This is a genomic window from Phocaeicola barnesiae DSM 18169 = JCM 13652 (assembly GCF_000374585.1).
In the GTDB taxonomy this organism is placed as follows: Bacteria; Bacteroidota; Bacteroidia; order Bacteroidales; family Bacteroidaceae; genus Phocaeicola; species Phocaeicola barnesiae.
In genome coordinates this window covers 1-21,539 of the sequence record NZ_KB894644.1, presented here as the reverse complement: position 1 = coordinate 21,539, position 21,539 = coordinate 1, and the positions used below count along the sequence as shown (strand labels likewise).

The window sequence follows — 21,539 nt, the reverse complement described above, 5'->3', positions numbered from 1 at the left end:
CCTTACTGATAGACACCTCCTTTCACCGTATTCAGCGTATCGTTTCCGGAGGGAGCCTCTTCCGCATCCGAATCGTTGTTGAAGTCCGTTTCCCATTCAAAAGAGTTCCCGAAATTGTCCTCCACCGTAATGGTCAGGCTCTGTGACTCGTCACACTCCGATGTGTAGTACAGGCGGAACTTCTCGTTCTCCAGCAGATAACGGTCGTTGGGCTGGAACACCAGCCCGTTGTCGAGCTTCAGCGTACCTTTGCCGTCAAACTGGAAATATCGGATGGTATAGACCGCCCCGTCAAACTCGCCCTCACGCACCAGTTCGCAGCGGATTTCCGCCGTTTCACCCTTTGCCAGCTCCTTCGGTACGGGCATCGTTTCCACCGTAAACGGATAAGCCTGCGTCACGTCCAGCCCATCATCGCAGGCCGTCATGCCGATAGAAAGCAGTCCGGCGCAGAAGACTGCCAGCATTTTTACTGTATTTACCTTTTCTCTTATTCCATCTTTAAGTCTGTTCATGTCCATAATCATTATAATTTTATTCCGTTGTTTTTTCCTTTCTTTTCGTTTTCCCGCCATGTCTGCCTTTCGGCAAGCGTCTTTTGCAGATAGTCGTTCAGGTCCTTGCAGCCGCCGTACAGTCCGGAGCAGTCCGTCACCTTTCCGCCGTACCGTGTACGCAGGGCTTCCAGCGTCCTCCGTCCGGCTTCATCATTGTCAAAGTGACATTGCAGCTTCCCGTAACCGTCCAGATGCCTGTATGCCTTCGTCAGGTTCGACACCGAGTTCAGCACGAGGTGGTCTTCACCGTTTCCAATTCCAAGCACACGTGCCGACAGATAGTCCATGAACCCCTCGTACAGGTTGCAGCTTGCAGAACCGTAAGCCAGCAGTGTCACATCCTTGGGCGGCAGGCATCCCTTGAAGAAGCGGTTGCGTATCTCATAGCCGCCCCCTCCGTTACCGAATGCCACGGCAAAATACCGCTTCCCGTGTGTGGTGTAGTGTATCTCCCTGCATCCGCCGATGGCCACCCCCGACGATATGCCCCTTTCCTGCATGTAGCTGAGCAGCGCCCGGTTCTGGAGCGGCATCAGCTCCACGTCCTCGAAGGACGGCTCTACCGGCTGCCTCACTTCGCATGGGTGGTACACCTTCTTTTCCGGCAGCGGCATACCCGCCACTTCCGCCACATACCTTACCTGCGAGAGGAAATCGGCACAATGGATGAACTCCCCGGCAAGGGCGAAGATATTGCCGCCCTTGCCCAGCCCGTAGTCATACCACAGGTTTCGCTCCATGTTCACCTTGAACGACGCCGTGCGTTCCTCCCTGTACGGAGCCTTGTACCACAGCGCGTTTGTCCTGCGCTGCACGGGCGAATGACCCAGCCGTGCGAGGAACTCCTCAATCGGTATCCTCTTCATTCTGTCTATTTCCGTTTCCGTACTCATGGCTTCATCCCCCGTTTTATCATCCTGTTCTTATGAGGCTGGTCATACTGGAACCGGCTGTTCTCCTTCGAGAAGCGGATAACCGTATCATTCATCACTCCTGTCGGTGTGGTGAACTGCTTCACCCGCAGCGGCTTGCCTTCATAGACCCGCTTTACCGTACCTGCATCGAATCTCTCACCGCAGGCCTTTTCCAGCAGATTCCCCAGCGTATATATGTTGCATCCGTTCCTGACCGCCTCCGGTATGGAGTCCGGCCTTGCCCGTACCACGTCCGGATACAGCTTTTCCGCCACGAGGCATATTTCCGGCGTGCGTCTGTCCGGCGGGATATGCAGGAACGACTGGAAACAGCCTTCTTCCATACCTGCCATATAGACCTTTTCCGTTTTGATGTCCTCACGTACGCTGCGGTGCAGCAGCACCGCATTCCCCGATGTCCTGACTGCCATCAGCGCAAGCTCTTCCGTCTGCAGGTGCACGGGTACATACTGCAGGCAGTGCCCGTCCTTCCCGACAAGAAAACCGGCAATCTCCCTGTCCATGACTTCCGGACGGACAGTTGCCGCAAGATCCGTCATGTCCGTTCCTCCGGCGGAGTCTTTCAGGCATTCGAGTACCACGTCCGCAAAAGGCATGAAGCCGATGATGGCGCAATGCCCGTAATCGAGGTCGGGATTGGCGTTGAACGCTTCCCGGCACATCTCGCGTGTCTTCATTTCTTCCGGCACTATTCCCAGATTGTATCCCCATCCGCGCACCGCCTCCAGACAAAGCTGCGGGCTGCGGTATTCGTGCGGAACGTTATAGAAAGTCTCCGGCTTTTCCCGTACCTGGGCATGGTACTTCTCCGGTACATGCCATTCCTTTTTTATCGCTTCCCTTTTCATGATTGCCGTCAGTTGATAATGAACTTTATACCTATCCCGTACTCCGTGCGGCACACACCCGTACTGCCGCCCCATAGGAAACGCTCCCTTACCGAAGCCGTCAGTGCGATGAAGTCCGCAAGATACAGCTCCATGTCCAGCGTAGCGGCGCAGCCATAGACGAAGCCGGCCCTGTTGTTCAGCCTTGCTCCGTCATACAGCGTCCTTTCTCCCCAGTTTACCGTCTCGTATCCGGCAAGGGCTGACGCCCCCGCGTAGAAGAACACCGTCTTTTTCACATCCGACAGGAAGTTGTAGTAGAAACCGCCTTCCGCCGTGAACTGTACCACGGGAACATTCACGCTCCTGTACGGATGATTGGTCTGCAGGTATTCTGCTCCGTACACCCATTTGTTGCCGCCCCTTGCATAGCTTGACAGTGCAGCTCCCAGCCAGTAGCCGTCCGCCCCGGTCATCCCGGCTTTCATCTCAATGCCCCGCATCTTCGGCAGGCATCGCTGGGCTTCCGCCCGTCCTGCAAGAAGGACGGACAGAAGCATTGCTAAAAACACCGCCTTGCCTTTCATCGTACACGCAGTTCGTTGATGGTTTCAGCCTGTACCAGGTCTTCGTTCTCCACGGTGAACGTCTGGTGACGCCCGCCGTTCTTCTCGTTCATTTCCACCACCAGCTGCTTGCCGTCGGGGATGGTGAACTTCTGCAGGCAGAACACCGTGCGCTCGGACTTTTTCCCGGCCACACGCACCGCATAGTTGTACGCGCGGAGCGGAAACAGCACCTGTTCCTGGATGGCGGTTCGTTTCGCCACCTTCTTGTCCACAATCTTGAACGTGATGTAGTCCACGTCAAACGGCACGTTGCTCTGGTTCTTTATCTCCGTGTGCAGGTACAGCAGGTCGTTGTGGACATATATCCCTTTCAGCAGATACTGGATGCCGAAACGCTTGCAGCCGATGTGCTTCACCTTGCGCTTGTTCTCCTTGTGCAGCGACTTCATGATGAGATGCACCAGCATGGGGCTTTCGCTTCCCAGTTCCTTCAGATAGATTTCCTGCGCGTTGTTTGGGCGGTTCACCGTGCTGCCGTCATGGATGAAGTCCTTCATCTCCACGTTGAGCAGCAGCGGTTCGTCGGCGTATTTCACGTTGAACGAATAGTAGGACCCGTCCTCCGTGATGACGCTCATGTTCGTCTCCGTGCGGAAGTTCCTTACCGTCGCCTTCACGCGGATGACGTTCTCCGCACCGTCAGCCTTGCCCGCTATGAGGTTGGGCGAGCCCAAGTCCACATAGCGCACTGCCGAGGGAAACAGGATATGCACCGTCTTGTCATACGTGACCTCCAGACCGTGCGGCGGTATCATGCGGTCAAACATCAGTTTTCTGGTCAGTCCGTGATACAGGTCGCCGTCCTCCTCCGTCTGCGGATAGACGTCCTTTACCAGTTTCAGCTCCTCCGCCTTCGTGGTGGCGGTGCTGTCGTTTTTCACTTCCTGTGCGTGTCCTGCACAGACAATGCCCGTCATAAGGGCAAACATCATCATTACTTTTCTGATACTCATTTTTACGTTGGATTTAGTGGTTGATAAAATTTGAATGTTCTTTTTCCTTTCGTCTCTTGCTGTCTATTTTTCCTGATACAGCAACACCCTGTATCCCGATTTCAGATGCACCCTTACCGTGCGCATCCTCTTCGATATATACTGCGAGACTCCCTGTATCACTCCCTTTCCCAGATCGGAGGCGAGCTGCGCCCCCGCATCGGTCGAGATGTTGATGCTGCTGCCGAGCGAACTGCCCATGTTCGCCCCGATTTCCTTTGCCGCGTCCGTTTCCATCGAGCCGGGCACAAAGATGCCCGCCTGTCCGTCGCTATCGTACACCGCCAGTTCCACCGGGATGATGTTTCCCTGATGTTCCAGCGAGCCGATGCCTATCTCCAGACGCTCACCCTGCAGGCGTGCCGTCCCCACAAGGGTCGTATTCCTTGGTATTGTCCGTCCAGACACCCGCATCGGCTCCAGCAGCCGCAGCCTTACCGTCTGTCCGTCCGTTACCGTCTGGTCGCCCTGCACGCAGGCTGCTATGGTGTTCTTTCCCGGTGCCTCCGTACTGCCGATGGCAGTGTGGAACCCGTAGTTCCTTTCGCCCCCGTAGTCCGCTATAAAGGCGGAATCTGTCAGGGGCTGCGGCAGGGCGGACACCGTTGACGGGCGCACGCCGCTCACTGGTTCCGCCTTCATTTTCTTTTCGCCGGCATTGCTTTCCCTCATTTCCGTCCCATCGGTCCGTGTGGTCTGCCCGGCATTGTTTCCTCCGTTCTGGTACTTCGCCGCCAGCTCGTACGACTTCTCCAGCAGGGCGACCTGTTCCTCCATCCTTGCGGGCTGTTTCTCCTGTTCCATGACCATGCGTTCCAGTTCGTCGATGCGCTGCCTGAGCTCCTTCTTCTCGGCGTCCTCCTTCGGCGGCTCATAGAACGTACCCAGCGAGGTGTTCAGCCGCTCGTTGGCGGCAGCCGAGGAGCGGATGCCTGTCTGTATTCCGCTTCCGCCCGTCTTCGGCGATGTTTCCGGTTGTGCCAGGCGGCAGTCGTCCGTTCCGTCTGCCGTGTCCGTTCCTTCCGTCCTGTCGTTCCAGAATGCGGACAGGTCGCCCACCATGCCCCGGCGTTCCTTCTTCCTGTTCTCCAGCTGCTGCTGTTCGTATGCCTTCGCCTTGTCGCCGATGATTCCGGAGTTTTCCGGCAGGGGCATGTCCGTGTTGAATCCCAGTCCCTGCCGTTCCTTTCCGCCGTCCTTCTGCGAGGGGGCAAAGATGAGCCACATGCACCCCAGAAAGGTCAGCACCATCAGCGGATAGACCAACATCTTCTTTCTCCGCTGGCGCTGTTCTTCCGTCAGCGGTCTTTTCTCTTTTGTCTCATTCCTTTTCTGTTCCTTTTCCATACATCCTGTTTTTATGATAATGTTCATACGCTTCCTGCAAATCCGCTTTTTGCGGCAGTTCCGGTTTCTTCATGTGCCGTATCTCCATCGTCCCGTTTCCTTTTCCGAAGCCGGCAATGGCGGTGGCGGTCATGTACAGACAGCCTGCGGCAAAGGCGGCGGACATCACTGCCATCGTCGCCAGCCTTGCCTTCGGCGACAGTGCGTCCAGTCTCCTGTGCAGTTTTTCCCTGAGAACGACAGCGCATTTTCCCGTCAGAATATTCATCTTTCCCATACGCCTATCTCTCCATGCTTCTGATGTCCTTGTTCTCCAGTATCGTGAATCCCTCTATGGTGAACCCGTTCGGATTGTCGTCCGAGCGGCTCGCGTTGAGCAGCCGGCAGGTCGTTACCAGCGTGCGCTCCGTCACGTTGCTTTCCCTGATGATCATCTGCCTTGCGTAGGTGCGTGCCTCGTAGGGGTAGCGGTCGAAATTGCAGACCACGCTGTCCACCTGGAGCACCTGGTTGATGTTCCCCGCGATGATGCGGTTGTAGAATCCCTTTTCCGCAAAATCGGCGTAGTAGTTGTACGCGCTTCTGTCCGCCAGCAGCAGCGCACGCTTCACGTTGTGCTCGATTGCGCTTTTCTCCGGCGAGAGGGTGAAGAACAGCTCGTGGAAGCGGCGCACATGCTCCCTTGCTTCCGCCGGGCGGTTCTGCGACAGGTCCTGCGAGAGGGCGAGCATCAGGCTCTTTCCCCCGTCAAGTACGTATATCTTCTGCCTCTGCGCTTCGGCGAAGCGGAAGGCGCATACCACCGAGCAGAGGACGATGGCGGCACATACCGCCGTGTAGATGATTCCGAACAGACGTATCTGCCGGAAACTCGTTTCTATGTTATTCAGGCTCTTGAACTCCATTCTTTCTGTTTTTTATGGTTTGTTAAATCATTTTCCGGTTCTCCGGCTGTTACCTTTTCAGCAGCCGTCCGGCCTGTTTTCTGATAAACTTGCCCGTGCGTCCCGCCACGTTCCCGGCTGCCGCACCCGCCAGACTGCCGCCAAGGGCGCCCGCAGTGCCGATGTTCTTGTTGTAGCTGCCCACTCCGCCACCGGCCTGGATTATCCATCCGGCTACCGTCGGGATGGTGAAGTATCCCACGATGCCGATAACGAGGAACACGATGTACACCCCGTTGCTCGCCTCTACCGAGAAGTTCGGGTCTGCCTGCATCGCCTCGATGTCATTCTGGAGCATCAGTATCTGTATCTTCGCCAGTATCGTGCTGAACAGGTCGGAGACGGGCAGCCACAGGTAAATCTGTATGTAGCGGCTGAACCATGCCGAAAGTGTGGAGTGGAATCCGTCCCATACCGAGAAGGCGAAGGCGACGGGTCCCAGTATCGACAGCACCACCAGGAAGAACGTCCTGAGCGTGTCGATGACAAGGGCGGCAGCTGCGAACATCAGCTCCAGCAGTTCGCGGAACCAGTCACGCACGCTCTTCTTGATGTTGTACGCCGCACGGTCCATGTACATGCCCGTCATGGTGATCATGTCCGACGGCGACCAGCCCAGCTCGTCTATCTGGCGGTCGAACTCCTCGTCCGAGGCGAGATAGGCGGTCTCCGGGTTGCGCATCATCGCCTCATATTCCAGCTTGTCTTTCTGTTCCCTGTACTTCTCCATGTCAAAGGTCTGTTCCTCCAGTATCGAGTGCGTCCCCTGTACGATTACTCCCAGAACGGAGTTCATCGTTCCCAGCACGATGGTCGGGAAGAAGAGGATGCACAGTCCGATGGCAAACGGCCGCAGCAGCGGGTACACATCTATCGCCTCGGCACGGGCGAGCGACTGCCACACGCGCACCGCCACATAGAACAGGGCGCCCAGTCCGGCAAGCCCCTTTGCCACTCCTGCCATGTCCGAGCAGAGCGGCATCATCTCCTCATACAGCGAGAGGAGTATCTGGTGCAGGTTGTCAAACTCTCCCATAGGCTACCAGTATTTTTCGTTGGAGTTCCCGTAGAGTGCCATCACCCGGTCCATGTCGTTCTTTTTTCTCGCCCGCAGGTACGACACCGATATGGTCTTGTTCGTGTAGTAGCGCACGAGGTTGCGGTAGTTCATCAGGCTGCGGTAGGCATTGTCTATGATGGCGAGCCTTTCCGCATCCGTCAGTGACATGCCCGTCACGTTCACCACATTCTTCAGGTCCTGCAGCACGTCCGAGCTTTCGTCTATCAGCATCGCATAGCCCGACGAGATGGCGGCAAGCTCCTCCGGCGTGTAGTTCTCGTCCGAGAGCATCTTCTGGTAGTTGTCCACATAGATTTCCGATATTTCCATTACCAGAGAGATGCTTTTCGCCACCTTCGCGCCGCCCTTTACCACGTCGTGCACTGATTTCAGTGCGTCATAATACGCCTTTCCCTGCTCGAACACCTTCTTCGTTTCCAGAAAGCCGTTCAGGGTGTTTGCCTTCGTCCCGGCTGTCTCTACCATCTCCTTGGCGGAGTTGATGATGCTCTGCGCAAGGTTTCCGGGGTCGGACACCACCCATTGGGCATTTGCCCCGCCTGTCCCCGCAAGGCACAGGCAGACCGCAATCAGCGGTATTTTCAGTTTCTGTCTCATTCTTTTTTTGGATTTAGTGGTTCGTTAAATTGCTATTGCATATTCTCTTTCTCCTTTGTCCTTTCGCCGTCACCTGCATCCGTGTTCACCCGGACATAGTCACCGCCCGGCGAAAATGTCAGCACATCCGTCTCATCGTTGTATGCCACGTCAATGCGGAACCCCGTGTTCATATACAGGTTGCCGTTCTCCTCCCTCTGCAGCAGATAGGTTTCCGGTCTCAGTACGCGGCGTACGCCCTTGCGTCTGAACAGTGTCACCTTATATGATTCTCCCTCCCTGTACACCAGTATGTCGGGACCGGCTTCCGCGTTTTCCCAGTTTCCGCAGATTCTGTCACGGGTGTCGCTGTCTTCTTTTGCCATTATATCACAGGCTTGCAGCATCAGCGATGCCATGCCTATCAGACCGCCGCACAGCAGCAGCCTTTCGGTCTTTGTCAGTTTGATGTTCATTTTCTTGTCTTCTTTAAGTTTCGTTCTTTCATTTTTTTCAATCCTTTTTTCTTTTCGTCTTTTCCGTATCCGGAGTCCGCCCGGTTTCCTTTTCCGTCAGAATCCCGGTCTTCTGCCTTTACGCCTGCACATGCGGTTTTCCCTTGCGCCATTCTCCGGCGCCTCCTTCTGTGCAGGTACCGACTGCCGTACTGCGGGTTTGCCGAACAGTTCGTCCGCATCCGGCTTCTTGCCCGTCATCCGGCAGAATCGGGCATCCAGTTCCCGGTATGCCTTTTCCACCTGCTTGAGTACCGTTTCGCGCGGTCCCTTGTGGTCAATGCCGTATTTGTTCAGGATTTCCGGCTTGTACCACATCGGGTCGTCATAGTCTTTCCGGTACACCATACCTCTCAGATAGAGCAGTTCCTGATATTTTTCTTCCAGATAGTCCCGTGCCGGAGCGGGGCAGATGCTTTCGTAAGCCTTTTCCACCGCAAGAGTGATTTTTCCCTTGGCTCTTCCTGCCTCGCACAGTTCTTTCATGCGCTGCTCCTTCCCATATCCCCTGCAGTCCGGTTCAGCAGGCATCCGGTGAACCTGTATTTCCAGTTTCTTGTACCGCTGGTAGTCCTCTTCCAGTCCGTATCGCCTTCTGATATGTTCCGGTAGCGAAGTCCCGAATGTCAGGAACTCACGGAACCATGAGATATGCTCCCGGATTTCCTCCCGTTTCCGCAGCGCTTCATCGCTGTATCGGTCATCAATGTACATGTTGTCAGTCTGTTGGTTCATAAATCATTTTTTATTTTTCATTTACTGTATATTTCCTGCCGGTTCACTGTCCCGTCCGTTCCTCCAGCCGTCGCTCCGCCACCTGACGGATGGCAGCTTCCATGTCGCCTCCCAGTTTCTCCGCCAGTTCGCGTACTTCCATCTTCTCCGTCTCCTCCGTCGTATAGGCGAGATACTCTTGCATCGACACCTCCGTGGCATATACCGCCGAATGCGTGCCCCCAAGTCCTATCCACACCTCCTTGTACCGCCTCGACGGGTCGTTGGACTGGTTGATCGAGAGTATCTGCGACTTCTCCTTTTCCGTCAGACCCAGCAGCGACTGTATCTGGTCGAACTTGTTCATGTACTTGCGCTGGTCCAGCAGGATTTTGCAGTCCGAGTTGTTGATGATGCTTTCCTTCACGATGGGCGAGCTGATGATGTCGTCCACTTCCTGTGTCACCACAATCGCCTCCCCGAAATACTTTCTCACCGTCTTGTACATGTAGCGCAGGTAGTCAGCCATGTTTGCCGATGAAAGGGCTTTCCATGCCTCTTCCACAATCAGCTGTTTCCTTACGCCTTTCAACCGGCGCATCTTGTTGATGAACGCCTCCATGATGATGATGGTCACCACCGGAAACAGCTCGGCATTGTCCTTTATCGAGTCAATCTCGAAAACCACGAACCGCTTGTGCAGCAGGTCGATGTTCTCCGCCGAGTTGAGCAGGAAGTCGTAGCGTCCGCCCCGGTAGTACTGCCTCAGGGTGGTCAGGAAATTGTCGATGTTGAAGTCCGACTTCTCCACCTTGATGTAGCGTTCCTCCATTTCCTTGCGGTACACGTCCCGCATGTATTCGTAGAACGAGTTGAACGACGGCACGATGCCCTTGTCCCGGCCGAGCAGCTGGATATAGGCGTTCACCGCGCTTCCCAGCTCCGCCGATTCCGTTTTCGTGGCGGGTTCGTTCTCGCTTTTCCACAGCGTCAGCAGCAGCGTCTTGATGCTGTCCTTTTTCTCCACGTCGAACACCCCGTCATCCGTATAGAACGGGTTGAACGAGATGGGCTTCTCCTCCGTATAGGTGAAGTAGATGCCGTCCTTTCCGTGCGTGCGGCGGTGTATCATCTCGCACAGTCCCTGATAGGAGTTTCCCGTGTCCACCAGTACCACGTGCGTGCCCTGCTCGTAATACTGTCTGACCAAGTGGTTCATGAAGAACGACTTGCCGCTTCCGCTCGGTCCCAGCACGAACTTGTTGCGGTTGGTCGTGATGCCGCGCTTCATCGGCAGGTCGGATATGTCGATATGCAGCGGCTTGCCGCTGATACGGTCTGCCATGCGGATGCCGAAAGCCGAGGGCGAGTCCCGGTAGTTGGTCTCTCCGGCGAACAGGCATACTGCCTGCTCGACAAACGTGTGGAACGATTCCTCTGCCGGGAAGTCCGCCGCATTGCCCGGTATGCCCGCCCAGAACAGCGTCGGGCAGTCCGTCGTGTTGTGGCGGGGCACGCATCCCATCGAAGCCAGCTGGCTCCCCACGTCGTTCCTTATCCGTTTCAGCTCCTCCGTGTCGTCGCTCCACGCCATCACGTTGAAGTGGGCACGGACGGACTTCAGCCCCTGTGAGTGGGCTTCGTTCAGATATTCCTCTATCCACTCGCAGTTGATGGCGTTCTGGCGGCTGTAGCGCGAGAGCGATTGCATGTTCCTTGCCGACTTCTCGAAGCGGCGCAGCTCCTCGTCGCTGTTGCCGACAAACACATACTGGTTGTAGATATGGTTGCAGGGAAGCAGCAGTCCCAGCGGGGCGGCAAACGACAGGCGGCAGTCCGAGCGGTCGGTCGAGAGCCGTTCGTAACGGCTGTCCGTGGCTACCGCAGCCGGCAGGTCTTCCGTGTCCGACAGCGTGTGCAGGCACAGGCGCTTGTCGCCGATGCGCATCTCTTCCGCGCTCATGGCGATGTCTTCCAGACACGCCGTATCCTCCGTCGTCAGTGCCAGGTATCTGCCTATGATACCCGTTTCCTTTTCCGTTCCCGTAATCTCATCGTCCCTCAGGCGGCGCAGGCGGACGTGTCCCGAATCGTTCAGGATGCGGGCGAATGTTCCACCGCCTCCATGAACTTCAGCGCCGTCTCCCTGTCCTGTATCTCCTTCGGGATGATATGTCCGCGGCACAGCGTGCTCCAGTTGCTCTGCCGCCTCATGCGTTCCTTCGTCGTCTTGGTCAGGAACAGGTAGCTCCTGTGGCTCAGATACGGGCGCTCGTTGAAGTGCATCCCGTTGCTCCGTGCCAGGAAGCCCGTACCTTCCTTCTCCCAGTCGGGGCGGTACAGCTCCTTTATATACCAGTCCTGCTTGTGCAGTACCGAGTGGTCGGGCAGTACCTTGATTGCCTTGCACCACGTGGCATGGATACTCTCGTATTCTTCCGCCGTTACGGTATAGACCTCCGGCAGCTCCACTTCGAAGGCTGCGGTGATGTCGGCATCCTTCGAGATGATGCACCCGTGTTCCACCGCCAGCAGCGGGAACCGGCTCTCCAGTGTGGTGGCTTTCATTACGTTTCTCATTCTTTCCTTCCTTTCCTTTTTCGTCTCAACAGATGGGACACCCGTCTGCGGTGGAGCAGGTAGCGCGGGCGCATCCGTGCAGCGCCCAGCTTCATCAGTCCGTGCTGGCCGTACTTTGCGTTCAGCCGGAACGTGAGCCATACCACGGCGGAAGCCGCCGTGACTCCCAGGCCGATGCAGACCCACTGGCTCACGCCCGCCATGTACAGGATGACAAACAGGAGGAAGGCGGCAAGCAGCCCGCCCGCAAACACGAACAGGTACTGCGCCTTCAGTCCCTTGAACTCCACCGGACGACCGATGCCCTTGTTTACCGGGTATTCAGCCATTGTCCTTTTATCTTATTATATATGGGAAACGCCTGTTTAGAGGAAGAACGAGCGCAGGATGGTTGCGCTTACAATCAGGAAGATACAGGCTCCGAACCAGCTTGCGGCGGTCTTGCTCGTGTCCGGATCACCGGACGAGAACTTGCCATAGACCTTGATGCCTCCTATGAGTCCCACTACCGCACCGATGGCATAGATGAGCTTTGTCGCCGGGTCGAAATACGAGGTCACAAGATTGGTTGCCTCCGTGATGCCCGCCATGCCGTTGCCCTGTGCAAAGGCGGAAATGTTTGCAGCCGTCAGAAGGACTGCCAGAATGATTTGTTTTTTCTTCGATGTTTCTGTCATAATCTTTTCTTGTTTTTATGCCTCCGGGCGGGATATTCCCTTCGGCGGTTGATACTTTTCTTTAATTTTTGCGGCTTCGGATAAAGCCGGCTTCTGGATTTAGTGGATTCGGTGGCAAGCCGATGATTCAGCCGTAGTCAATTTTCTTTTTTCGCATCTTCGTTACGTTTTTTTGCATTGTTATACATAGTCGCGGATATTGAAATCCTCGAATCTCTCCGGCATGGCAGGCGGCCTTCTCAGTGCGGCACTTGCCGTTGATGCGGCAGGTGGGGCAGGTATCGAGTCCAGATAGTAGTCCATCAGTTCGTCCAGTCTCCTGCGTGTCGCCTCCGAGCTGCGTTCTATCAGGGCAAACAGCTCGTTGCCCTTCATTTCGCAGAATACCATTCCTGCATGGCGCCGTTCATCTCCAGTGGCGTCCGCTTTCTTCGCCGTGCGTACGGCGAGGTCGATGTCCTCAAACGTGAACCCTTCGGCAGTATCCGGTTCCGCATCCGGCTCTTCGTCCCCGTCATATCCGGCTATGTCCGACACCCGTCTGTCCGTAAACACCTCGTCCAGCTCCTCGTCCGGTATCCGGCGGCGGTGTGCGTCCGTGCCGTCCTCCTGTGCTTCGTCGGCAAAGGTAACGTCCTTCTCGTCCACCTCTTCGCTTCGTATTTCCGTGGCGGCATTTGGCGCAGGTGTGGCAGTCTGTGGCTTCGTTTCCGGCATCCTGAAGCGGCTTCTGCCCACGATCTCGGAAGCCGCCGTCCTGTTCCCGCCGTCCTTTCCGTTCTTCTCTCGGGTTGTGTCTCCCGTCCTGCGTTCCCAGGTCAGGTAGATGACCATCCACATGTTGAAGGCCATCAGCAGCACTATCAGCAGTGTCGCCATAAGCTAAAGCGGTTGCGGTTTTTCCCGGCACATCAGGGAGGCGGTCCCGTCCCCGGATGTCTGCGGGTGTTCTTCCGGTATGTTCCCTCTCTGTCCGCCAGTGGTGCTGCCGTCACCGGTCAGGGCACGCACGGGGAGCGTGAGCCTGCCGTGTGTCTCCTTTTTCCTGTTTGTCTTGAAAAATCTTCCCATTGTCTTTTCCTTTCTTTTTGGATGAATAATCAGTAAATGTCCTCATAGCTCTTTTTGTAGAGCTTGCGTATCACTTCCTCATACTCGCGGAAGTGCTCTTCCAGTACGCGGTCCACATAGACCGACAGGGTAAGCCCGTTCTTGCCAATGACCTGCACGATGCGCTGTATCCGCTCGTGGTAGCTCTTGCGTATATAGGCTGTCTTGCCGGAGCATACCGGAATTTTCGGGGCGTTCAGGAAGCGTTCCAGATATTCCTCTTCCTTTCCCTTTCCGGTCCTTGGGGTCTTCTGTGGAGCCTTTGTCCTCTCTGCTGCGGGTTTTCCGCCTGCATTTGCTTCTGCCTTGTCCTCCACCTCGGGGGCGGACGCGGGCATCTCCGGACGGAACGAGTCCAGAAACTTGCCGGGATCAATATCGACATCGAGTTTCTTTGCCATCCGTTCAGCGGTTTACTATTTCCAGTATCTCTTCCGCCAGCGCGTCTATGCCGCTGCCCTTTGCCAGTGTCCTGTCCGGAGGCAGCAGCGTCGAGCGGAACAGCGGGCGGTCGCCTTCCTCGGCACCTTCCTTGCGGAAACGCTTGCTGTCCGGCAGGCTCGTCTTCAGCACCTCAAGCCCCATTCCGGCGATTACCTTCTCGTAGATGTCGTACAGGTCGGTCTTCTCGCGCCGGTCCACCATGTTCCACAGCAGGCGGATGCCCTTTATGTTCGACTTTCCCGTCGTCACCAGCGTGTCGTTCAGTATGCCCGCATATTTCAGCGAGCTTTCCATGATAAAGCGGTCGGCGGCTATGGGACAGAATATGTAGTCCATCGTCGCCACCGTCTTTATCAGTCCCATGTTGTTTACCGTACCCGTCAGGTCGAAGAATACAAAGTCGGGCGGTGTCTCCGATTCCACAAACGGCCTTGCCGCTTCCACCGCATGGTCCGGACGGCTCCCGACTATCGGGTACGCACGTTTGCCCAGGCGTTTGAACTGCTCGTAGGCAGCCCTGCGCAGGTGCGGGTTGCGTTCGATGTTCTTCAGGTCACGCTCGCGCATGTCTTTCAGGCTGAACTGGGGATAGTCGCAGTCCACGACTGCCACGTCGTATCCCTTCACATAATACAGGTAACTCGCCATCAGCACGGTGAGTGTCGTTTTGCCGGCTCCTCCCTTCTGGGTGGAGAAGGCGATGAACAGGGGTTCTTTCTTCATGCTTCCTTGTCTTTTTGTACGTTATACTTCAGTTTGTTTTCCCGGCAGGCGTCCCTGCGTCCGCACTGGCGTGTCCGCTTGGCGGCAGGGATGCCGGCCCTTGCGCACGCCGGGCTGTCTCCATGCCCGTCAGCCTGTGTGTACCATTGCCGGCGTGCCGGTTCCCCGGTCTGCCTGTCCGTGTTCCCGCCGGTATGCCTGCGTGCCGGCAGGCAGGCATACTGGCAGTGTGGCGGACAATGCGGCGTGCCGGCTGGTGGGCGTGCCGGTTTTCCTGTCCGCAAAGGAAGGGGCATTTTCCCGTATCTGTATCACTTCGGGTCTTCGTGGCAGCATTTGGCGCCGATGTGGAAGTCTGTGGCTTTTTCCGGCGGTTCCGCGGCTCTGTCCCGCACCCTAACTTTGCACCCACGACGGCAGACTGACGCCTCTGGTGTATGCCGGGCTTCCGTTTTCTCTTTTGGGCAGCTCCGGGGTACCGGTTGGCCGGTACCCTGTCCCGTGGGTGATGGCAGGTTGGCTTTCCAATCCGTCGCGGACGGATTCTTATTAGCAACCGCTAATAGCAAGGTGTCCTTTGAGTAACTCAAAGGGTTTCCGGTTACTCCCGGAAACGACCTTGCCCCATGCGGGGAGGGGCTTCCTCTCCGAAGTCGGGAAGCCTGTCTCCCGGCTGCGCCGTGTCTGCGGATGCTGCCGTCCGGCACATTTTTATACAAACCACTAAATCCTTATGTAAGATGAACAGAAATGGTAAAGGAAACGGAGCGGAAGGCTCCAAATGGGGGCGGCATCCCAAGGAAAGCCGCAAGTCGCACTGCGTGATGGTGCGTTTCGACAATGAGGAATGGCTGAAGTTCCTCTCCATGCACGAGAAGTCCGGCGTATATGCAAGGGCGGTGTTTCTCAAGGCACATTTTTTCAGGCAGCCCTTCCGGGTACTGGTCACGGACAGGACGCTGCTGGATTACTGTACGAAGCTCTCCGCTTTCCATGCGCAGTACCGCATGGTAGGCAACAACTACAACCAGGTGGTCAGGGAGCTGCGCTGTCATTTTTCGGAGAAGAAGGCGATGGCATTGCTCTACCGTCTGGAGAAGTGTACCGGGGAGCTGGCCGCCCTGACGCAGCAGGTCATGGAACTGTCTCGCGAGTTCCGGCAGAAGCTGTCGGAAAAGGAGGAAAAGTCATGATAGCGAAAATTACCGTAGGCACGTCACTGTACGGTGCGCTTGCCTACAACGGGCAGAAGGTGAACGAAGGCGAAGGCAGGCTCCTTGCCGTAAACCGGATTTTTGACGACGGCAGCGGACATGTGGACATAGCCCGTGCCGAGCAGGACTTCATGCGCTTCATGCCGGAGCAGGTGCGCACTCGGAATAAGGTCATCCATATTTCGCTCAATCCGCACCCCGACGACCGCCTGACCGACGTGGAGCTGGAACAGCTCGCACGCGAGTATCTCGACAGGCTGGGCTACGGCGACCAGCCTTACCTCGTGTTCAAGCACGAGGACATCAGCCGCCACCACCTGCACATCGTCTCCGTCAATGTGGACGGGCAGGGACGGCGGCTCAACCGCGATTTCATCCACCGCCGCAGCAGGCGCATCACCTCCGAGCTGGAAAAGAAATACGGACTGCACCCGGCAGACCGCCGGCAGCACCGTACCGACAATCCGCTCCGCCCGGTGGACACATCGCAGGGCGATGTCAGGCGGCAGGTATCGAATGTCGTCAAGGCGGTCATGGCAGGCTACAGGTTCCAGACGATGGGCGAATACCGTGCCCTTCTCTCGCTTTACAACGTCACCGTGGAGGAAGCCCACGGCATCGTGAACGGGCGCAAGTACCACGGACTGGTCTATTTTTCGCTATCGTTCAGCAACCCGTCCGCCACCGGCGATGCCGGCAACAGGACCGGCACTCCCTTCAAGGCTTCCCGCATCGGCAAGTCTGTCGGCTACGAAGCCGTACAGCGCAGGTTTGAATTTTCCAAAGGACAAATTCGGGATAAACGTCTGGCGGAGATAACCCGCAAGACCGTCGCTGCTGTGCTTGCCCGGACATACCGCCGCGAGGAGTTTGTCGCCCTGCTCAAAGCGAAAGGTGTGGATGTGGTGTTCCGCCATACCGACGAAGGGCGCATCTACGGGGCGACCTTCATTGACCACCGCACGGGCTGTGTGCTCAACGGCTCGCGCTTGGGCAGGGAGTTTTCCGCCAATGCCCTGCAGGAGCATTTCACCCTGCCGTATGCCGGCACTCCGCCCATACCGTTCACCATCGCCGTGGACGGGCAGCAGCCCGACACCCGTCCCGCCGTGGAATACGACGAGGGGTATTCCTCCGGCTTGGGCTTGCTCGGCGGCGACGCTTCGGGCGCACAGGCCGAGGAAGCCGCCTTCGAGCGCGACCTCAGGCGCAAGCGAAAAAAACGCCGCAAGGGACAGGGATTATAATTCAGTCATTCACTTGAAAACAGAAACAGATTATGTCACAACAGGAAGACGATTTGAGGGCACTGGCGAAAATCATGGATTTTCTCCGTGCCGTAACATTATTCTGGTGGTCATCCACCTCTACTGGTATTGTTACGAAGCCGTAAGGCTATGGGGCATCGGCATAGGTGTCGTGGACCGGGTACTGATGAACTTCGACCGTACCGCCGGGCTGTTCCATCACATTCTCTACACGAAGCTCTTTGCCCTTCTTCTGCTCGCGCTCTCGTGCCTCGGCACGAAGGGTGTCAAGGAGGAGAAAATCACCTGGCGCCGGATCTGGGCGGTACTTGCCGCGGGGCTGGTGCTGTTCTTCGGCAACTGGTGGGTGCTCTCCCTGCCGCTTACGGTGGAGGCGGTTGCGGGTCTCTACACCGCTTCGATGGCGGCAGGCTATGTCTGCCTGCTCATGGCGGGCACATGGATGAGCCGTCTTTTGCGTACAAACTTCATGGAAGACGTGTTCAATGTCGAGAACGAGAGCTTCATGCAGGAAACCCGCCTCATGGAGAACGGGTATTCCGTCAATCTGCCCACACGTTTCTATTATAGGAAGAAGTGGAACAATGGCTATATCAATGTGGTAAACCCCTTCCGTGCCACCATCGTACTGGGTACGCCGGGCAGCGGAAAATCCTATGCCGTGGTGAACAGCTTCATCAAACAGCAGATTGAGAAGGGCTTTGCCATGTACATCTACGACTTCAAGTTCAGCGACCTTTCCACCATCGCCTACAACCACCTGCTGAACCACATGGACGCATACAGGGTCAGGCCGAAGTTCTACGTCATCAACTTCGACGATCCGCGGCGCTCGCACCGCTGCAATCCCATCCATCCGGATTTCATGGAGGACATCACCGATGCCTACGAGAGTGCCTATACGATAATGCTCAATTTGAACAAGACCTGGGTGCAGAAGCAGGGCGACTTCTTTGTCGAGTCTCCGATTATCCTGTTCGCCGCCGTGATATGGTTCCTCCGCATCTATCAGGACGGGAAATACTGCACCTTTCCCCATGCCATCGAGCTGCTCAACCGCCGTTACGAGGACCTGTTCCCGATTCTCACCAGCTATCCCGAACTGGAGAACTACCTTTCCCCGTTCATGGACGCCTGGCAGGGCGGGGCGATGGAACAGCTTGCCGGTCAGATAGCCTCGGCAAAGATTCCGCTCTCGCGCATGATTTCCCCGCAACTCTACTGGGTCATGTCCGACAGTGAGTTCACGCTTGACATCAACAACCCCGACGAGCCGAAGATTCTCTGTGTCGGCAACAATCCCGACCGCCAGAATATCTACGGGGCGGCGTTGGGGCTGTACAACTCGCGCATCGTCAAGCTCGTCAACAGGAAGGGCAGGCTCAAGTCCTCCATCATCATCGACGAGCTGCCCACGATTTACTTCAAGGGGCTGGACAACCTGATTGCCACCGCCCGAAGCAACAAGGTTTCCACCCTGCTGGGTTTTCAGGACTTTTCCCAGCTCAAGCGTGACTACGGCGACAAGGAGGCCGCCGTAGTCATGAACACCGTCGGCAACATCTTTTCTGGTCAGGTCGTGGGCGAGACCGCCAAGACCCTTTCCGAGCGTTTCGGCAAGATTCTCCAGAGGCGGCAGAGTATCACCATCAACCGCGAGGACAAGTCCACTTCCATCAATACGCAGATGGAGAGCCTGATTCCGGCAAGCAAGATTTCCACGCTCACGCAGGGCATGTTCGTGGGAGCCGTCGCCGACAACTACGACGAGCGCATCGAACAGAAGATTTTCCATTGCGAGATTGTGGTCGATGCCGAGAAAGTGAAGCGTGAGGAACAGGCTTACCGGCCCATACCCGTCATCACCGACTTTACCGATGCCGGCGGCAACGACCGCATGAAGGAGATGATCCAGGATAACTACAACCGTATCCGTGCCGAGGTCCGGCAGATTGTCGCCGACGAGTTGCAGCGCATACAGTCCGACCCCGAACTGCAATACCTCCTCAGCGGCAGATAACCGGATATACGGTCAGATGAAAAGAGAAAATCCGTAGCACGTACAGCCTTTCCCTGTCGTGTTACGGATTTTCCTTTTTTTTCTGTTCCCGTTATAAATAAAGAACGCCCCCCAAGTATGCTGCCTTTCATTGTCTGAGAGACTTATTTTCTTTTTCTTGTATATATCACATAAGCAATCAACTTCAAACTCCCCAATAAATATTTTAGAATTGAATATTCTCCGTCATGCCAAAACTATAATGAAAGATTACAACACTTTTATTGAGTTATGATTTTTTTCATGTACTTTAGTTTCTAAATCCTTACAGTACTGCAAACCGTGATATTACTAACAATATAAATAGAAGCGGTAATTTCTGCATCTAATTTCTATGTTTTGACAAAATCATTGCAAGATCTACCGATTATTCTATTGGTATTCTGTTTTCTATTCGTAAGATATAATTCGTATCTGAAAAGAAACGATCCATACGTGCGGCTTGCCCTGTTCGAAAATATGGCTTCTCGCTATTGGCTATGTAGGCTTTCTTTATGGAAAAATTCTGTGCCTCCTTCTGTTGCTCAAAATAACCAATTGTAGATCGTAATTGCTGCTCGCCATCCTTTATCCATTGACTACCCTTGAGCTTCCTCTGTTTCAATTCCACAAATATGATTGTATCTTTATAAAACAGAAAGCCGTCACAGCGATTGTCCATATTTCCATCCGCTCTGCGCAATTCAATACAATGGTCAACTGGTACGAAATTTACTTTTATTTGAGGATAATTATCTACAGCCGCAATCCAGTCCTGCCCCTGCTTCTCAGCAATATAAGCCTTTTCAGCAGCAGGAGCCGGACGGTCGCATATACCAAATTTACGTTTACTCGATGAAGTAATATGTTCTTTAGGGAAAAAATTTATCATAACTCCTGTTGTATTTCCAATAAATTAGCAAAATCTTCGTTAGTCCTTTCCAACATATTGTTGAGAAAATTATCATCTGAAGGAAGTCCATTATATGTATCTAATATTTCTACTGTTCCTTCCACCTCATTGAATTCATAAATAGCTATTTCATCAGGCTGTATAGCTGACTTAATAGGGAAAACAGAATCTATCTTTTCCCGTATTTCGTCTGATAGCGAATGATCTTTCAATAGTAGCCCTGCTTTGATAGCGATAGTCAAACCGTTAATAAGATATGGACTATGTGTAGTAACAATCAACTTGTTGGCATCCAATGAATTGTTAAATGCTAACAGGTGTTTCATAATCATCCATTGAGACTCCGGATAAAGATTTTGCTCAGGTTCTTCTACTATATTTATGAATGCTGATTTGTTGAATCTGGCTGATACAGCTGAAAGGGCTATTCTTCGTTGTTCGTCTGTCAAGTTTGGCATATTCCATATATTAGCAACTTCTGCTTCAAACCGTTTCGCTTCATCGCTACTCATTTTTTGAGCATTATTTGCCTGACTTTTTACAGACTCTGATAAATGCAAGGAAACCAAATACAGCGGTACGATTGATTGGAACCCACTGGATGCCTCCATGAGCTTAACTTTGTAACCTTCTCCTTTTACAGATACTATATCATTTTGTTTGTTGTATTCAAGTTGTGCATTATTTATAGGAAGTTCAAGACCTCCTTTAATACGTTGCTTGGCATTGTTGTATTCCGTTAAGAAGACCAGTAAAGCATCTGGCAAGTCTTTAATCAAATTAGGTCTATTAACCATACTGATGAAATTTCTCTCAGCTGGTACATACATAATTTGTGGAAGTACATATCTGTTAAATGTATCTGTTCTTTTTTCAATGATAAATTCACCTTGTTTAGTGTAAGTAAATTTGTATGCATTTCCTTCATAGATAATCTCAGTACGTTCCTTTATAAAGTAATTTGAAATACGATGGTAGCCACAATATTTATTCTTAAACTTGGTGGTAGTAAATTCTTTTTCTTTGAAATCACCTCGTGTTAAAACCTTCTCCATCCATGTAAAGGTGGAAATTAATTTGGCAACTGTACTTTTACCGCTACCTTGATTGCCGGTAAATACAGTTACTTTTTTTATATCTATCCATTCGTCCTTTACGGACTTTGGCTCTTTTATCGGACCGAAATTTTTAATTTTTATTCTACTCATATATTTATTGTATATTCAAGTTTCGCAAGTACTCAAATAATGTAATAAAAAAGGCTAAAGAGTTTGATAATTCGATGATTATCACTATATTAATGTCGCCAAACAAACGATATAGCACCCTTTAGCCATGAACAAAAATAGATATATTATCGGTGAACTCCAAGAGTTTTTTGCAAAGAATGACTCTAGCAAGGCAATAAACAGCATATCAACCATTATGAACAGCATAAGGATACAAAGCAAAGTC

23 protein-coding genes and 2 pseudogenes are annotated in these 21,539 nt (G+C 54.1%); 3 read left to right on the top strand and 22 right to left on the bottom strand.

Going from position 1 to position 21,539, the window contains the following annotated elements; translation table 11 throughout:
- Positions 1-2: 2 nt before the first annotated feature.
- From C510_RS0102310 to C510_RS0102215, 20 genes and pseudogenes are all read right to left on the bottom strand, one after another.
- Positions 3-521, bottom strand: coding sequence for a DUF3872 domain-containing protein (locus C510_RS0102310; protein WP_025892202.1), 519 nt, complete (start codon positions 519-521; stop codon positions 3-5).
- Positions 522-526: 5 nt separating this feature from the next.
- A complete protein-coding gene (locus C510_RS0102305; protein WP_018709725.1) occupies positions 527-1,450 on the bottom strand; it encodes a toprim domain-containing protein in 924 nt (307 codons plus the stop codon).
- On the bottom strand, positions 1,447-2,340 hold the full coding sequence (locus C510_RS0102300) for a DUF4116 domain-containing protein (protein ID WP_018709724.1): 894 nt from the start codon (positions 2,338-2,340) through the stop codon (positions 1,447-1,449). The genes C510_RS0102305 and C510_RS0102300 overlap by 4 nt, the downstream gene beginning before the upstream one ends.
- Before the next feature lie 8 nt (positions 2,341-2,348).
- The gene (locus C510_RS0102295) at positions 2,349-2,906 is read right to left on the bottom strand and encodes a conjugal transfer protein TraO (RefSeq protein WP_018709723.1); all 558 of its coding nucleotides are present in this window, start codon (positions 2,904-2,906) and stop codon (positions 2,349-2,351) included.
- Positions 2,903-3,895, bottom strand: a complete 993-nt coding sequence (gene traN / locus C510_RS0102290) for a conjugative transposon protein TraN (RefSeq protein WP_025892203.1) — start codon at positions 3,893-3,895, stop codon at positions 2,903-2,905. The genes C510_RS0102295 and traN overlap by 4 nt, the downstream gene beginning before the upstream one ends.
- Before the next feature lie 69 nt (positions 3,896-3,964).
- Complete coding sequence (gene traM, locus C510_RS0102285) at positions 3,965-5,287, bottom strand: conjugative transposon protein TraM (protein WP_018709721.1); 1,323 nt, start codon at positions 5,285-5,287, stop codon at positions 3,965-3,967.
- Positions 5,262-5,564, bottom strand: coding sequence for a TraL conjugative transposon family protein (locus C510_RS0102280; RefSeq protein WP_018709720.1), 303 nt, complete (start codon positions 5,562-5,564; stop codon positions 5,262-5,264). The genes traM and C510_RS0102280 overlap by 26 nt, the downstream gene beginning before the upstream one ends.
- Positions 5,565-5,568: 4 nt before the next feature.
- Complete coding sequence (gene traK, locus C510_RS0102275) at positions 5,569-6,192, bottom strand: conjugative transposon protein TraK (protein WP_018709719.1); 624 nt, start codon at positions 6,190-6,192, stop codon at positions 5,569-5,571.
- A gap of 49 nt (positions 6,193-6,241) precedes the next feature.
- The gene (traJ, locus tag C510_RS0102270) at positions 6,242-7,267 is read right to left on the bottom strand and encodes a conjugative transposon protein TraJ (RefSeq protein WP_018709718.1); all 1,026 of its coding nucleotides are present in this window, start codon (positions 7,265-7,267) and stop codon (positions 6,242-6,244) included.
- 3 nt (positions 7,268-7,270) lie between these two features.
- A complete protein-coding gene (locus C510_RS0102265; RefSeq protein WP_005650203.1) occupies positions 7,271-7,909 on the bottom strand; it encodes a DUF4141 domain-containing protein in 639 nt (212 codons plus the stop codon).
- 32 nt (positions 7,910-7,941) lie between these two features.
- Entirely contained in the window at positions 7,942-8,364 is a 423-nt protein-coding gene (locus C510_RS0102260) for a DUF3876 domain-containing protein (RefSeq protein ID WP_018709717.1), read from the bottom strand.
- Between the two features lie 96 nt (positions 8,365-8,460).
- Positions 8,461-9,138: a ferritin family protein gene (locus C510_RS0102255; protein WP_018709716.1), complete on the bottom strand. Its 678-nt coding sequence runs from the start codon at positions 9,136-9,138 to the stop codon at positions 8,461-8,463.
- Between the two features lie 43 nt (positions 9,139-9,181).
- Positions 9,182-11,697: pseudogene (locus tag C510_RS16000) on the bottom strand (TraG family conjugative transposon ATPase).
- Positions 11,694-12,026 (bottom strand): DUF4133 domain-containing protein, encoded by a 333-nt coding sequence (locus tag C510_RS0102245; protein WP_018709714.1) that lies wholly within the window; start codon positions 12,024-12,026, stop codon positions 11,694-11,696. Before C510_RS0102245 ends, C510_RS16000 begins: the two are co-directional and overlap by 4 nt.
- Positions 12,027-12,062: 36 nt before the next feature.
- Entirely contained in the window at positions 12,063-12,374 is a 312-nt protein-coding gene (locus C510_RS0102240) for a DUF4134 domain-containing protein (RefSeq protein ID WP_018709713.1), read from the bottom strand.
- Positions 12,375-12,554: 180 nt separating this feature from the next.
- On the bottom strand, positions 12,555-13,091 hold the full coding sequence (locus tag C510_RS0102235) for a conjugal transfer protein TraD (protein ID WP_244870443.1): 537 nt from the start codon (positions 13,089-13,091) through the stop codon (positions 12,555-12,557).
- A gap of 165 nt (positions 13,092-13,256) precedes the next feature.
- Entirely contained in the window at positions 13,257-13,445 is a 189-nt protein-coding gene (locus C510_RS15995; protein WP_025892204.1) for a hypothetical protein, read from the bottom strand.
- A 29-nt stretch (positions 13,446-13,474) separates the two neighbouring features.
- Positions 13,475-13,885 carry a DUF3408 domain-containing protein gene (locus C510_RS0102225; RefSeq protein ID WP_018709710.1) on the bottom strand — a complete coding sequence of 137 codons (411 nt, stop codon included), beginning with the start codon at positions 13,883-13,885 and terminating at the stop codon, positions 13,475-13,477.
- Between the two features lie 4 nt (positions 13,886-13,889).
- Positions 13,890-14,651: a ParA family protein gene (locus C510_RS0102220; protein ID WP_018709709.1), complete on the bottom strand. Its 762-nt coding sequence runs from the start codon at positions 14,649-14,651 to the stop codon at positions 13,890-13,892.
- Positions 14,648-14,935, bottom strand: coding sequence for a hypothetical protein (locus C510_RS0102215; protein WP_154651935.1), 288 nt, complete (start codon positions 14,933-14,935; stop codon positions 14,648-14,650). Before C510_RS0102215 ends, C510_RS0102220 begins: the two co-directional genes overlap by 4 nt.
- Positions 14,936-15,391: 456 nt before the next feature.
- Here C510_RS0102215 and mobA point away from each other — a divergent pair, with 456 nt between their 5' ends.
- The 3 genes and pseudogenes from mobA (at position 15,392) to mobC (ending at position 19,153) form a co-directional block, all read left to right on the top strand.
- Positions 15,392-15,844: a conjugal transfer protein MobA gene (mobA, locus tag C510_RS0102210; protein WP_022021322.1), complete on the top strand. Its 453-nt coding sequence runs from the start codon at positions 15,392-15,394 to the stop codon at positions 15,842-15,844.
- A complete protein-coding gene (gene mobB, locus C510_RS0102205) occupies positions 15,841-17,112 on the top strand; it encodes a conjugal transfer protein MobB (RefSeq protein WP_018709706.1) in 1,272 nt (423 codons plus the stop codon). Before mobA ends, mobB begins: the two co-directional genes overlap by 4 nt.
- Positions 17,113-17,144: 32 nt before the next feature.
- Positions 17,145-19,153 (top strand): annotated as a pseudogene (gene mobC, locus C510_RS15990) (conjugal transfer protein MobC).
- 406 nt (positions 19,154-19,559) lie between these two features.
- Here the strand turns inward: mobC and C510_RS0102195 are convergent.
- Positions 19,560-20,063, bottom strand: a complete 504-nt coding sequence (locus C510_RS0102195; protein ID WP_018709704.1) for a hypothetical protein — start codon at positions 20,061-20,063, stop codon at positions 19,560-19,562.
- Entirely contained in the window at positions 20,060-21,292 is a 1,233-nt protein-coding gene (locus C510_RS0102190; RefSeq protein WP_018709703.1) for an AAA family ATPase, read from the bottom strand. The genes C510_RS0102195 and C510_RS0102190 overlap by 4 nt, the downstream gene beginning before the upstream one ends.
- Positions 21,293-21,539: the final 247 nt, after the last annotated feature.

Coding starts and splice junctions, on each gene's coding strand:
- C510_RS0102245 (WP_018709714.1), bottom strand. CDS start 12,026: ATGGCTGAATACCCGGTAAACAAGGGCATCGGTCGTCCGGTGGAGTTC.
- C510_RS0102235 (WP_244870443.1), bottom strand. CDS start 13,091: ATGCCGGAAACGAAGCCACAGACTGCCACACCTGCGCCAAATGCCGCC.
- traK (WP_018709719.1), bottom strand. CDS start 6,192: ATGGAGTTCAAGAGCCTGAATAACATAGAAACGAGTTTCCGGCAGATA.
- C510_RS0102300 (WP_018709724.1), bottom strand. CDS start 2,340: ATGAAAAGGGAAGCGATAAAAAAGGAATGGCATGTACCGGAGAAGTAC.
- C510_RS0102310 (WP_025892202.1), bottom strand. CDS start 521: ATGGACATGAACAGACTTAAAGATGGAATAAGAGAAAAGGTAAATACA.
- C510_RS0102295 (WP_018709723.1), bottom strand. CDS start 2,906: ATGAAAGGCAAGGCGGTGTTTTTAGCAATGCTTCTGTCCGTCCTTCTT.
- C510_RS0102305 (WP_018709725.1), bottom strand. CDS start 1,450: ATGAGTACGGAAACGGAAATAGACAGAATGAAGAGGATACCGATTGAG.
- C510_RS0102255 (WP_018709716.1), bottom strand. CDS start 9,138: ATGAACCAACAGACTGACAACATGTACATTGATGACCGATACAGCGAT.
- mobA (WP_022021322.1), top strand. CDS start 15,392: ATGAACAGAAATGGTAAAGGAAACGGAGCGGAAGGCTCCAAATGGGGG.
- traM (WP_018709721.1), bottom strand. CDS start 5,287: ATGGAAAAGGAACAGAAAAGGAATGAGACAAAAGAGAAAAGACCGCTG.
- C510_RS15995 (WP_025892204.1), bottom strand. CDS start 13,445: ATGGGAAGATTTTTCAAGACAAACAGGAAAAAGGAGACACACGGCAGG.
- C510_RS0102190 (WP_018709703.1), bottom strand. CDS start 21,292: ATGAGTAGAATAAAAATTAAAAATTTCGGTCCGATAAAAGAGCCAAAG.
- C510_RS0102220 (WP_018709709.1), bottom strand. CDS start 14,651: ATGAAGAAAGAACCCCTGTTCATCGCCTTCTCCACCCAGAAGGGAGGA.
- C510_RS0102265 (WP_005650203.1), bottom strand. CDS start 7,909: ATGAGACAGAAACTGAAAATACCGCTGATTGCGGTCTGCCTGTGCCTT.
- C510_RS0102260 (WP_018709717.1), bottom strand. CDS start 8,364: ATGAACATCAAACTGACAAAGACCGAAAGGCTGCTGCTGTGCGGCGGT.
- C510_RS0102240 (WP_018709713.1), bottom strand. CDS start 12,374: ATGACAGAAACATCGAAGAAAAAACAAATCATTCTGGCAGTCCTTCTG.
- traJ (WP_018709718.1), bottom strand. CDS start 7,267: ATGGGAGAGTTTGACAACCTGCACCAGATACTCCTCTCGCTGTATGAG.
- C510_RS0102195 (WP_018709704.1), bottom strand. CDS start 20,063: ATGATAAATTTTTTCCCTAAAGAACATATTACTTCATCGAGTAAACGT.
- mobB (WP_018709706.1), top strand. CDS start 15,841: ATGATAGCGAAAATTACCGTAGGCACGTCACTGTACGGTGCGCTTGCC.
- C510_RS0102280 (WP_018709720.1), bottom strand. CDS start 5,564: ATGGGAAAGATGAATATTCTGACGGGAAAATGCGCTGTCGTTCTCAGG.
- C510_RS0102225 (WP_018709710.1), bottom strand. CDS start 13,885: ATGGCAAAGAAACTCGATGTCGATATTGATCCCGGCAAGTTTCTGGAC.